The organism is Chryseobacterium lathyri, assembly GCF_003290185.1.
Lineage (GTDB): Bacteria > Bacteroidota > Bacteroidia > Flavobacteriales > Weeksellaceae > Chryseobacterium > Chryseobacterium lathyri.
In genome coordinates this window covers 17783-31464 of the sequence record NZ_QNFY01000007.1, presented here as the reverse complement: position 1 = coordinate 31464, position 13682 = coordinate 17783, and the positions used below count along the sequence as shown (strand labels likewise).

Genomic DNA, 13682 nt, shown 5'->3' with positions numbered 1-13682 from the left:
TATCTGATTCGTCATCTAACAATTTATTAATACAAAGAAAAAGAATATGAAAATTTTCTATTCATTCATAATATCCTGTCTCTCAATATTAGGGTATTCACAAACTATATTATACCAAGCTGAAAGCACCTCGCGAACGGTTCAGGATCCACAGACCGTAGTACTTGCACAGGGATTTCACGCAACATCCAACGTATCTAATCCTTTTATTGCTAAAATTGGGCCGGGTACTGAAAATCCGGGGGGAGGACCAATTGATTCAGGAGCCGGTGCGGGTAATCCAACCGGAACTACAGCACCATCAGGACAAAGTTTCCACGATACCAAAGGAAATATTGAAGTAACTGGAGCAGGGCAGCTGCAATTTACCCTGCCGATTGATCTACCTCAAGGTGTGAAAAATGTTTCTCCCAATATGAGCTTAATCTATCTGAGTAATTCCGGAAATGGAATTGCTGGTTTTGGTTGGGCTTTATCAGGTGTTACTACGATTTCAAGAAGTGGAAAAAATATTGAGAAAGACGGAGAGTTAACCAGTGTAAAATTAGACTATTCAGACTATTATAATTTTAACGGACAACGATTGATTTTAAAATCAGGAGAATATGGTAAAGATGGTGCAGAATATGTAACTGAAAAGTATTCAAATATCAAAATAAAATCAGTTGGAGCGATCACAGGACAGGCATGGCAAGGTCCCGAATACTGGGAAGTGACTTTTGAAGATGGCTCACAGGCTTGGTATGGTGGCACTACTTCGGGAGCAAGTTTAGCCAGAACCCCTATAGAATACAATATTGTTAAATGGAGAGATGCTCAGGGAAATTATATTGTGTATAACTATGTACAAACTGCATCTAAAAATGTAGCTTCAGTTTCCAGCATTCAATGGGGAGGAAACGAAGTATTAAATACTCCTGCAATCAATGAAATCACATTTAACTATATGCCTAGAACTTTGTCTGAGCAATATTATGTTGGTGGAGTTTCATTGATTCAGGACAGGATATTGGATAATGTTGTTGTGAAAACGAACAACAGTTCCTATAAAAAATATACTATTGAATATGGCAACAATGGTACAAGCTACCAGTTTGTTAATAAAATTACGGAATATAATGCTGAGGGAGCAGCTGCTAATCCTATAGCATTCGAGTATCCCCAGCCAGTTCCTTCTTCGGTAGACCTGGACTATTTACCCAATAGTGATCCATTTAGTGGCGTAAAGCTGACAGGAGATTTCAACGGGGATTCCTATATTGATTTTGTTATGTCAAATGGTACTGTAAAATTGGGAGCATTTAATAACGATACATTTACGACCATAAACACTAATAAATATTTCGACACTAATGCGAAAGTAGTGAGCACATTACTGGACGAAGAAGGACAAATCTATAACGGGAACGGGATTGTACAATATGAAGAAGGTAAAATTGTAGGTTATATCTTCAGAAATAACATTTTTGTCAAAGTATTTGAAAAATTAGTATATGATGAATCCGATTGTGTGACAGGTAATGAACCTCCACCTGCGGGTTGTAACATAGAGGTTCCCTCATTGAATGAAGGTGATATTAATGGAGATGGTATCTCGGACATTTTTTTGACTTTAAAAAAAAGAGTTTGTGAATGGGTGCCAGATCCTGCTTGTAATAATATTACACCAAATGAAACTACGAACCGCCCTGCTCCGTGTACCGTTCTCAGATGTGCCACATATGATGTAGGAAACTTTATTGTGGATTTAAAAAATCAGAATAATCCAGTTGCTACTTATATAATTGATGCAGGAATTAATGAAAACATTCTTTATAACCAGCAATATATGGATATAGATGGAGACGGAAAAGTTGAAATCATCAATGTCTCCAATAATGATTACAAAGTATTTGAATTTGTAAAAACGGCTCCGAATCAATATCTGAAAAAGATTAGGTTTACAAGCAGTTTAGTTGAAACCAAAGATCCTGAGTTTCCTATATTATTTGGGGATTTTAATGGGGATGGGAAATTAGACTTTACCATACCTGTTACAGATACTGCCATTGGAAAAGCAGATAATTGGAGATTCTATATAGGAACTGGGACAGGATTCAATAACTTTCTTAAAATAGAATTTTTCTCTTATAGAAAACGTCAGACAGAGACTACGGGTAATTATAATAAATTTGCAAAACAGTATTTCTTCTCCATCGCTGATATGAATAAGGATGGTAAATCTGATGTGATTCAGGTTTTCTCGTATAACCAGATCAATAATTTTAACCAAAGCTATAGAGATTTCGGCTATGTTATAAGTACGAGACTTGCTAATGGTACAGCTTCTGACGGTACGCTGAATTTCCAACCCATCCCATCCTTTGTAAGTCCGACTTATGGAGTGCAGGATGTACAGGATTTAACGTTATTCACACCATTAACAAACCCAATAAAAGCAAATAATAACTATTATAACGTATTTCTATATTGGAAGGAGCATCTGCACAGAATAAAAGCACCTACACCACTTTCAGAGCTGGCAAGGATTAAATCAATTAACCAAGGAAATGGGAGTGTCATAACGGGGGTTAGTTACTTGGAAGCGGTTCCTAATGGAACTAATATTTATAAGAAAGTTAAGAAAGAGCTTTACCCTTATTTTTCATTAGAAAGAGTCGATCAGACATTCGTTGTTTCTCAACTTCAGCAGGTAGGCAGAAAGCAGGATTTCCGATACAGAGGAATGACAGGGCATTTGCAAGGAAGAGGAAGTATTGGGTATTACCAAATGGCTCGATCTTCATGGTATGCAGATGGTTTTGAAAATACAAAAATATGGAGCGGTGTTGAAATTGATGCTCAAAAATTCGGTCAACCGGTAAAAGAATGGTCAATCAGAACTAACGACGAAAATCTAATTTTCCCGACAGATATTTCTGTTAATAATACTCAGCTGTTATCATTTAAGCAAAGTAACTATTCTATTCAACAATTGCCTAACAAAGTGGATGTAATTCTTCCTGAAACCATTATTGAAAAAGATTTCTTAAAAAACATTACTTTAACAAAATCGGTAACTTATGACAATTACTATTTACCAGCTTCAACCCAGCTTAATGTCAATAATAATTTTTCAACGATAAATACCACTTTTGAATACATTCATAACCCGGCAGGAGTTGGATCAAACTATTACATTGGGCGCCCGAAATCTAAAACTACCGTAAATCAAGCCTATGGTGATACAAAATCTACAAAAGAGGAATATGCTTATGAAAGTAACCTTTTAAAAACGCTTAAAACATGGAACAGAGATAACACCGAATATTTACAGGAAACTTATACTTATGACGGATATGGAAATATTATTCAAAAGGTTATCAGTAACAGTGTAGATTCTCAAACCCAAACCAGTATATCTAAATATGAATCTACAGGAAGATTTGTCGAAAAGAATACGGATAATCTCGGACTAGCGACTAGCTACACATATAATGATAGAGGACAAATTGTTACACAGACCGATCCATTGGATAATAAGCTCGCCAACACCTATGATGCTTGGGGCAAGTTAATGAAATCCAAAACCAATCTCGAAGGAACAACAACATATCAATATGAAAAAGATAGCCAATCAAATATAACTATTACTCAGTATGATCCTGATGGCGATGTCTCAAAAAAATTCACCAACAAATTAGGACAGAATTATAAAACATCTACAAAAACATTTGGGCAGGGTCAATTTGTATCTCAGGAAACCCAATATGATGTTTTAGGCAGAAAAACGAAAGAGAGTGAACCTTATTTTGAAGGTGGAAATATAAGTCTATGGAACGTCATCGCCTATAATGATACTTTTTATCCCACTAAGATAACAGCAACTGCATTAGCAACATTAAATAATGCCGGAGAAATATCTTCATTCTTGGGCAAGCAAATAGAAACTGTTACTTCCGGAAATACCATCTCTGTAACAGAAGTTAACGGATATGCAAGAACAAATAGTAAAACCACTGATGCTTTAAATAATGTTATCTCCAGTACAGATAAGGGGGGAACAGTCAATTTCTCTTACAATGCTGCGGGAGAACAGATAAAAGCACAATATGCTGAAAATATAGTTACTACTAAATATGATTCTTGGGGAAGAAAATCAGAATTCAATGACCCGTCTAACGGATTGTATAAATATGAATATGATCCTTTTGGACAATCTAAAAAAGTCATCAGTCCTAAAGGGATTAAACAATATACTTACAATAATTTAGGTCAGCTTATTTCTCATACAGAAATCTCTACAACAGATGGCGGACAGGCAACTAATAAAATAATTTCCTATTCTTATGATAACAAAGGTAGGGTAGTTTCAAAAGCCGGAACCTCCAAAGGAAAATCTTATAGCTCGAATGTGGTCTATGATCAGCAGGGAAGATTATTATCTTCGTCCGAAAGTAGTAATGGAAAATATTTTATACGAAAAGGTATTACATATGATGACAAAGGCAGAGTGATTTCTTACGAAAAACAATTATATTCTTCCGGTGTTTTGACCAAAGTTACTGTAGAAAATGTATATAGTGCCTGGAATGGAGAGCTTTATCAGATAAAAGATAAAAACTCAGGTAAAGTTTTATGGGAACTTAAAGAAACCAATGTTAAAGGTCAAGTTGTAAGAGCCAAATTAGGAGTATCAGATATTAATAATACATATAATGATGCAACTGGTTTCTTAACAGAAATCAAACATATCTCTCCTGTACAAAGTATTCTAAATATCCAGTATACTTTCAATGTTATTAAAAATGAACTTAAGTTGAGAAAAACTTTAGGAGATTTTAATATAATTGAATCATTTGATTATGATGACAATAACAGATTAATCAGCTGGACAAATCCTAGAACAGGACAAAATTCTCAAAATAGCTATGACACTAAAGGAAGAATCCTTGAAAACGATCAGGTGGGAACTATGAAGTATGAAAATTCTGTCAAGATCTACCAACCGACTGGAATGACCTTGAATGCAGCAGGTACTCAGAATTATAATAATGATTTAATCCAAAGCATTGCTTATAATGAAAATAATGATCCTGTTTTCATTGACGGAATGAAAGGAGATGTAGCGTTCCAGTATGGTTTGACAAGCATGAGACAAAAAGTCAGCTATGGAGGAAATTTTGATCCTGATCAGGAAGGTAAATTTACTAAGTTCTACAGTGAAGACGGAAGTTTTGAAATCGTAAAAGACAATACAACGGGTAAAGAAAAGCACGTTCTTTATATTGGTGGAAGTCCATACGAAAGTAGTATCATTTACCTGAAGAACTATGATGAAGCCAATGGATCTTACAAATTTTTACATAAAGATTATTTAGGAAGTATCCTGGCCATTAGCAATGAAGCAGGAAACAAACTGGAGCAAAGGCATTTTGATGCCTGGGGTAATTTTACACATCTTCAAATAGGAAATGGAGCGATTATCACTGATAAGAGTATAATTGACAACACTTCTCTATTATTGGAAAGAGGATATACAAGTCACGAACATTTTGCAGAGGTTGGAATTATTCACATGAATGGAAGATTGTATGATCCGTTACTGAGAAGATTCCTGAATGCAGATGAAAACATACAAGATCCTTACAATACCCAGAATTATAATAAATATGGGTATGTAATGAATAATCCATTGATGTTTAATGATCCTAATGGAGAATGTTTTGTACCTTTATTTGGTGTACTGGTGGCATCATGGGTTGCAGGAGCTGTTGTAGGAACAATGGTAGCTGCAGGAATGTTTATATTAAAATCTTTAGTGAACGGAACGTGGTCCTGGGGTGGTTTTGCCAGAAGCTTACTGATAGGAGCGGTCACAGGCGCTGCTACAGGTGGATTGACTGGAGGAATGTCCGCCAGTGGCTTCCAAGGAGCTGTTATTGTGGGTAGTATGAATGGTGCTATTTCTGGAGGAGTTGATGCTTTATTTAATAAAGAAAATTTCTTTACAGGAATGTATAGAGGAGCTATCTTTGGTGCTGCCACTGCTGGAATTGTAAGTGGGATTAGTTGGGTAGTAAATCAGTTGAGTACTAGAACAATAAGATTTTATATGGAAGATAATGAAATAAATACATTAGAATCAGGCACTCCAGTAGGTAACAGAAGTTATGCAAGAGATTTATATGAAAAATTCGGTGTTCAAGACGGATTAAATAAAAACTCAATATATAATGATGCTTCGCGTCTTGGTGGTAAAATGAATGCTGATGGAGCTATAGAATATACCTACAAAGGCAAAATAACTAAAGCATTGGGGGTTACAGATGTAAGAATAGATAAATACGGGAAACGTGTTGGGAAAATAAGAATATTTCTTTCTAATAAGGCGTTTGCAAGTAGAGAACAATTAGCCTATGTTATGCAACATGAACTTAATCATGTGAGGATAGCAAATGCAGGACTCTCAAATATTGCTGAACAATCTATAAAATTAACAAGTAAAATTGCTCAAAAATATAGTGACTTACTTGATAATGTAGGGCATTATCATATTCAAGAATCTGGATCCAGTTTCTTGGAAAATAATGGCTGGCATAATATTCAAAGTACTGTTCCTAGTGAAGTTTTTAATAGTATGAACTTTCAAATGGGAAATGAACAGATATGGAAGTTATTACAAGGTACCGATAAGAAAATAAATATTAATTTTAAATAATTATGCGCATACGTTCAGTTTTGGCTTTATTGATTTTGTTGTCATGTAATAATAATGAAGATTTTATTAATAAAATTACTGATAAAAATAAGATTTCAATTATTAACGTAAATCAAAGACCTATATCACAGACGGAGGTATTATCAGAATTTGATAATACATTTTTAGAAAAATATAATTTTTCAGAAAAAGAAAAAAATAAGGATACATTACTAAAAATTTCTAAGATAAATTATATAGTATCTAATAATAAAAAAGAATTTACAAAAATTTCATTACCTGTTTATTCTAAGGATAATAAGTTTTGTTTGCTGCAAGTTATTAGTTTTACACAAAATGCAGGTTATTCAAATACAATATATCTTTTTAGAAATAACAATAACAATTGGGATATTGAAAATAAATTTGAGAGTAAGCTTTTTAATTAATAGTAATAAATAAAATATTGGTTTATTAGATGGTCCAAGAGGACCAGCTTGGGGAGTGACAGAAAGTCTTACCCATAAAGGAAAACTGGTTTGGCAAAGAATCTGGCTTCCTAAAGGAACGTTTGTAAGTTTAGAGCAATTGGATTTAACGATGGGACATGAGCTTTTCCATTCGATTTTAAATAATGCCGGGCTTTATAATGAATTTAGAATTATATGGGACCAAAGTACTGTAAGTGTGCATGAATATTATACTTCACGATGGGAACAGGAATATATCATCTTTAGAGGTTGGGGAAAACTTAATTTAAATATGGGAGCATTTAATACAGTCATCAATACATTTAAAGATTTAGAGCCATTAATGAATAAAATAAAACCAATATTCAATAATTATTTAAAAAGTACACTGAAATGATAAATAACATGTTTCTTTCAATAGGTATTATGTTTCTTTTTTCTTGTAAAGAAAAACACAAAAACACATTTAATTTAGAATATATAAAAGATAATCATTACATATATCTTCAGATAGAAAATAGCACAAAGCAAGACATTATATTTTTAGTACCCAATTGTTTGGAGTTTAGAGATGAAAATTATAAAAGTTTTTCTACACGAGGAAGTAGAGAAGAGGATTATCCTATAAATATCTATGCAATAATAAAACCTAAACAGTCTTCAGTAGTATATCAGAGAAAACTAGATAGTATCCATAATGCTTATCTAACTGAAATTGGAAATGGTGATTTTATAGGAGATGAAAGACCAGGAGATGGAAATTCAGTTTTTTATTTAAAAAGTAAAACAAAAATAAAAATTAAGTATGATTTAATTATTAAATCAATGATGGTAATGTTTAAACAAAGCTATTCATCAAAATTTAAACAAAACTATTATCCTTATGATAAAGTACTAAAAGGAAATTATCCAGAAGGAGAATATTTACGAAGATTTTCAAAGTTCAATTTTGGTAAAGCAAAGTTTGTAGCGCAACCAGTAATAGAGGACAGCTTATTTTTGAGGCTTTCGGAAAAAGATGTTACTGACTAAGCGGTTGACTTCCTTTATTAAGGACTTTTACAAAAAATCCATAAAAACTATGTTAAACAACTAAGAATAGATATCGTTTCATATTATTCTGATATTTTGGAGAGAATGATCTTATGGAAAGATCTAGATAGACTTATGAAAATTGAACGTTTTTTTGCAAAATGAGAAGATTGATACTTATAAATTAGAAGAGTTTATATTTAATGATTTTTGGAAAAAATAAAAAATCGTTAAGTATTGATGAAATTCAACCACCTTTTAAGCAATGAAGTAGGAAAGAAAGTTTTATTTTATTGCTCTCTTTTAATCATATAAAACTTATCATTTTACTTTTCACTATCGGCAAATGGAGCATAGTTATAACAAATGAAAAACTACACAATATCAAATTTAAGATTTTTGCTAGTAACTGTTATCTGCTTTTTTTCAGGTTGTAAAAACCCTGAGCAAAGTGGCAATAACGGGCAGCAGTCCAATACATTAGTTGAACAAAAATTCATTCCAAAGCATGGAAAACTATACTTTGATTATGATGTGATAGATCATTATCATATTAGTATTGATGAAAATGCAGTTATGATTTTAGATAGTAGTCAGAATCGCTCAAAAAAAGATCAGTTAAAACTTGACATACTTATTAACAAGACTTCCAAGGATATAAATGATACGGAGTTTATAAAAAGTCTGGAAAAAATTGGTTTCAAAAAATCAGTAATAAAAACTCAAAACTTTAAAAAAATCAATGAAATATTTATTGAAAAGACTGTAAGTGAAAATATTGAATATGCATGTGTTCCTATTTATCGGGATATCTTGATTTTCAAAAAACAAAAAGCAATTATTGGGATAGCAAAAATATGCTTTGATTGTCATCAAAAGCATATCGTCGGAACCAATGCAAATACAGAAGATTTTGGACAAGATGATGACTATCCAAAACTCCTTCAAGTTATTAATACCAATTAGTTTAATAGGAAAGCCGTAATGTTTGAACATTACGGCTTTAAAAAAAATCAAATCTAAATAAACTATAAATTCGGATTATTTTCAATCTCCTTCTGCGGAATACTAAACAGATAATACTTACTATTCGCTCCAAAAGCAGACTGGTCCGGGAAATTAAAGACCGAGTGCCCTCTTCCATTCACTGTTTTTACCGTTCCGTCCGGAGTGGTAATCTGTACTTTTATCGGCTGGCCACTGGCATCTACATACGGCTTTCTTACTACTGTCCCTTGCGTTCTGATGATATCTGAAAGAGAGAATCCTTCCCCGAACAATTCTTTTCTCCTTTCAATCAGGATTTCTTTTACTACCTCATTTTGGGCAAGAGATCCAGTGTAAGGATTGGCATTTCTAGCTGTTTTCAATTCATTTAAAACTGCAACGGCATTGGTAATATTTCCGTTTCTTGCTTCAGCTTCGGCCTCGATCAGGTACATTTCTGCGGCTCTCATCAATACAATATCTGCAATAAGGCCGGTTTTAAATTTAAATTTGGAATACCTCAACAGACCTTCCCTGCCTGGAAGACCATCCCACTGAAACAGCTGGGATCTGATATCATTGGTATCAAATAAATTTTTGAAAAACGGATCTGCCATAAAACTGTAGTAATAACTTCCCGAAGAAGACACATCCAGATAGTGGAAAGCATAGCTTGCCCCTGACTGTTCCTGAGTCTGTCCATGTCCCCAGATCCATTCGCCGTTGCTGATGTCATTGAAACCCTCCTTATATTTTTCAGCTGTCATTAGCGGATAACCTGTTCTGGCAACCTTTGCAGCCGCAACCGCTTTACTCCACTCTCCGGTATTCAGATAAGTTCTGGCTAAAAGTCCGTTTACCACAGCTTTGTTGATCTTATCTTTATTATTTCTGGTATAATTGGCTAATAAATTATCTGCTTCCGTAAGATCGCTTTTAATCAGGGTATAAATTTCCTCCAGACTTGCTCTCTTCTTCGGAACTGAACCGATTGTTGAAGGCTCTGTGTAGATGGGTGCTGTAAGGGCTGTTTTGTCTTTTAAATAGCTGAACTGGTAAAAGCTGGCCAGATTCAGATAACAGAAGGCCCGCAATGCTTTAGCCTGCCCTTTTACCTGGTTCTTTTTCTCCTGACTTCCCTCGGTCTGGTCAATACGGGTGATCACATTATTCATATTATTAATGGTTGAATATAATGTCGACCATATAAACTGCGGTCTTGAAGCTGTATTGTTGATCATTTCCGTAAAAGCATAGGCAGACGGAAACCCGTATTTATTGGTTAGAACCGCTACATCACTTCCCATAGCATCACTTGTTCTCAAAACCGTTGAATAACCAATATTGGCATAAGTTGGCCCGTCATCATTCAATTTTGCCCAGGCACCATTGATCACCGTTTCTGCGCTTTCGGCCGTTTTGAAAACCTCTGCACCGTTAGCCTGATCTGTAGGAGCTGTTTCCAGTTCGTTTTCACAGCTTGTCAGTGACCATGCTGCGATCAGGGCAAAAGATATGTATTTTAATTGTTTCATTGTTTCAATTTTAAATAGGTTAAAGAGTTGCCTGAAGACCGAAAGTTATCGTTCTCATGGCAGGATATCTGTAATAGGTTGTTCCATCCAGTGCCTGTTCCGGGTCCATTCCTTTATGCTTGTAGAAGGTCAGAAGGTTTTCTGCCTGAACATAAATTCTGAATTTTTTTAATCCTAACTTTTCAAAATAATCGGAAGGAAGTGTATAACCCAGACTCACATTTTTAAGTCTGGCATACGTTCCGGAATATAAAAATCTTGAAGAAGTGGAAGTCCAGTTATTCGTTGTTGTACTTAAGGCAGGAACATCGGTATTGGGGTTTTCCGGAGTCCATCTGTTCAGCATTTCTGCACTCCATGCACGTCCGCCGGCACTTCCGTTAGACATTAATGATGTATAATCCGTATCAAGGATTTTCCCTCCAATGCTGAATGTAAGTAATCCTGAAAGATCAAAGTTTTTATAAGCAATACTCGTGGTAACCCCTCCCATTACTTTAGGCAATGCGGATCCCTGTACTGTTTTGGTTGCTTTTGCATATTCGGAAGTGGTTCCGTCCACTGTATTTCCATTCGCATCCTGGTAAATGTATCTCCAAAGAGGCTTTCCGTTGGATGGATCTACTCCCATCCATTCAGGAATAAAGAAATCATAAATAGAACCACCTACTTCAAGGCGTTTGGTTCCTGTAATGACAGATCCTTTAGGAAGCTTTGTTATTTTATTGGTCAGGGTACTCAGATTAACATCCACATTCCATTGGAAATTATCATTTTTAACCGGTGTTGTGAAAAGTGAAAATTCAAAACCTGTGTTCTGTATTGTTCCTACATTAAAAGGAAAATCACTGATTCCCAGAGATGGGGCAACCGGCATATTAAACAAAAGATCCTGGCTCTTACGTTTAAAATATTCTATATTCCCTTTCACCCTGTTATTAAGAACGGCAAATTCAAGACCTACGTTTAAATTAAGATTGGTTTCCCATTTCACATCATTGGTCTGTACTTTTTCCAGAACAGTTCCCGGCTCGCCAAGATTATTATAAAATTTATACAATTCCTGATAAGCATAGTAAAGAGAGGATCCGTTAGGTCTTCTTAATTTATCATTCCCCTGTCCGCCATAACTTGCTCGCAGTGTCAATTGGTTGAATATATTTAAATCCTTGATAAAATTTTCATTTGAAGCTTTCCATGAAGCTCCTACTGACCAGAATTTTCCCCATCGGTTATCTGCAAAGAATCTTGAAGAACCGTCTGCCCTTCCGGATACTGATAAAAAGTAAGTATTGTTAAAATCATATTCCGCTCTTCCCAGGAAGCTCAACAAAGAGAATTTGTCGCTGTTACCACTAAAGCTTCCCAACAGAGCTGCTGCATCAGGTTCATAATAATAAGGAAGCGAAAACTGGCTTCTGGAACCGGATATCGTCTGGTAATCATATTTATAGAATTCCTGTCCTCCTAAAACATTAAGGTGATGCTTCCCGAATTTTTTATCGAAAGTCAGAATATTACTGGTTGTATAAGATAATGTTCTACTGTTTGATTTCGTTACAGAACCACCGATCTCACTGCCTTCTCCGATAAGAGGATTTGAATAGTAATGACCGTTATAATTCACCAAATCAACAGAAAAGCTGGTTTTAAATTTCAGCTCCGGAAGGAAAGTAAAATCTAAAAAACCTTTTCCTGAGAAATTGTCTTCTTTATTCTCGTTCTTATCCAGAGGCAGTGTTGCCGCTGCATTTTGATTCTGCAATGCACTTGTAGGCCGGTATTTCCCGAAATCATAAATTCTATTTCCTCCAGCATCCAGCACATAGCTTCCATCTGCATTTCTTTCATAATACGGATAGAAAGACGGAATTACCCTTGCCGCATTAATGATATTGTCTGTTCTCGAATCTGAAGACGGCGGCGCATTCTGAATACTGTTGGTATAGCTTAAATTGGCACCTGCATTCAGCCACTTTTTTACTTCCGAATTAATTTTTAACCTGGTGGAAAATTTTTGGAATCCAGATTCAATAGCAATTCCTTTGTCATCAAGATACCCTAATGAAAAGAAATAATTGCTTTTCTCGCTGCCTCCACTGATATCAAAATCCACCTGGCTTCTGGAAGCTGTTCTTTGAAGAATATCTCTCCAGTCATCATTCCACAATGCTTTTGCTCCGGGAACAAGCTTTCCGTCTGTCCCTACAGGGTTGGGAAAACCGGCTCCGTAAGGATTGATTCCCAAAGCAGTTGTCAGGTTATCACTCGCCATCTGTGCTGCCTGCTGAGAAGTAATCTGTCCCGATTTATATCCGTTTCTCAATGCTTCCCAATACAGCTGAAAATATTGATCCGTGTTTACCTGCTTATAATCCTTTACCGCTCTGCTGGAAAATCCCTGACTGATATTAAAATTGATTCTTGATTCTCCTTTCTTACCAGATTTTGTTGTGATGATAATAATCCCGTTAGCTCCTCTTGAACCATATAATGAACTTGCCGTTGCATCTTTCAAAACACTGATGGATTCAATATCATTGGGGCTGATGGAATTGATGTTTCCGTCAAAAGGAATTCCGTCTACCACATACAACGGATCACTTGAAGCACTTATGGAGCCAACCCCTCTTATTCTCACAGAAGCAGTAGAACCAGGCTGTCCGGAGGCACTTACTGCCTGAATTCCCGGAACCTGCCCCTCCAGCGCTTTTGTAATATTGGTAACCGGTCTGTTATTGATTTTATCACTGGATATGGTAGCTACTGAACCGGTATAACTTGTTCTTTTAGCCTTACCATAAGCAATGACAACCACCTCATCGATTTCCTTTTCGTTAACCGTATCCTTTTTAGTTTGGGTCTGAGCCTGTACGCCCATTATTCCTAAGAAAAATACAGCAACAGGTGGAATCCAAACTTTAGAATTAATTAAATTCCTACTAATCATAATCAATTTTATTTATCATATATTAAAAA

At 35.2% G+C, this 13682-nt stretch carries 7 protein-coding genes; 5 read left to right on the top strand and 2 right to left on the bottom strand.

The window, feature by feature from the left end:
- The first annotated feature begins 46 nt into the window (after nucleotides 1-46).
- The 5 genes from DRF61_RS11040 to DRF61_RS11020 all read left to right on the top strand — a co-directional run bounded on the left by DRF61_RS11040 (nucleotide 47) and on the right by DRF61_RS11020 (nucleotide 9147).
- On the top strand, nucleotides 47-6700 hold the full coding sequence (locus DRF61_RS11040) for an RHS repeat-associated core domain-containing protein (protein WP_111956959.1): 6654 nt from the start codon (nucleotides 47-49) through the stop codon (nucleotides 6698-6700).
- Nucleotides 6701-6702: 2 nt separating this feature from the next.
- A complete protein-coding gene (locus DRF61_RS11035) occupies nucleotides 6703-7128 on the top strand; it encodes a hypothetical protein (protein WP_111956957.1) in 426 nt (141 codons plus the stop codon).
- A gap of 55 nt (nucleotides 7129-7183) precedes the next feature.
- Entirely contained in the window at nucleotides 7184-7546 is a 363-nt protein-coding gene (locus tag DRF61_RS11030) for a hypothetical protein (RefSeq protein WP_111956955.1), read from the top strand.
- Complete coding sequence (locus DRF61_RS11025) at nucleotides 7543-8181, top strand: hypothetical protein (RefSeq protein ID WP_111956953.1); 639 nt, start codon at nucleotides 7543-7545, stop codon at nucleotides 8179-8181. The genes DRF61_RS11030 and DRF61_RS11025 overlap by 4 nt, the downstream gene beginning before the upstream one ends.
- Before the next feature lie 366 nt (nucleotides 8182-8547).
- Nucleotides 8548-9147, top strand: a complete 600-nt coding sequence (locus DRF61_RS11020; RefSeq protein WP_111956951.1) for a hypothetical protein — start codon at nucleotides 8548-8550, stop codon at nucleotides 9145-9147.
- A 62-nt stretch (nucleotides 9148-9209) separates the two neighbouring features.
- Here DRF61_RS11020 and DRF61_RS11015 read toward each other — a convergent pair whose 3' ends face one another.
- Both DRF61_RS11015 and DRF61_RS11010 read right to left on the bottom strand, forming a co-directional pair.
- Nucleotides 9210-10703 (bottom strand): RagB/SusD family nutrient uptake outer membrane protein, encoded by a 1494-nt coding sequence (locus DRF61_RS11015; protein ID WP_111956949.1) that lies wholly within the window; start codon nucleotides 10701-10703, stop codon nucleotides 9210-9212.
- Between the two features lie 19 nt (nucleotides 10704-10722).
- Nucleotides 10723-13653: a SusC/RagA family TonB-linked outer membrane protein gene (locus tag DRF61_RS11010; RefSeq protein ID WP_111956947.1), complete on the bottom strand. Its 2931-nt coding sequence runs from the start codon at nucleotides 13651-13653 to the stop codon at nucleotides 10723-10725.
- Nucleotides 13654-13682: the final 29 nt, after the last annotated feature.

Bases quoted from the DNA above. Each gene is read 5' to 3' on its own strand.
- DRF61_RS11040 (WP_111956959.1), top strand. From the start codon at position 47: ATGAAAATTTTCTATTCATTCATAATATCCTGTCTCTCAATATTAGGG.
- DRF61_RS11020 (WP_111956951.1), top strand. From the start codon at position 8,548: ATGAAAAACTACACAATATCAAATTTAAGATTTTTGCTAGTAACTGTT.
- DRF61_RS11015 (WP_111956949.1), bottom strand. From the start codon at position 10,703: ATGAAACAATTAAAATACATATCTTTTGCCCTGATCGCAGCATGGTCA.
- DRF61_RS11035 (WP_111956957.1), top strand. From the start codon at position 6,703: ATGCGCATACGTTCAGTTTTGGCTTTATTGATTTTGTTGTCATGTAAT.
- DRF61_RS11010 (WP_111956947.1), bottom strand. From the start codon at position 13,653: ATGATTAGTAGGAATTTAATTAATTCTAAAGTTTGGATTCCACCTGTT.
- DRF61_RS11025 (WP_111956953.1), top strand. From the start codon at position 7,543: ATGATAAATAACATGTTTCTTTCAATAGGTATTATGTTTCTTTTTTCT.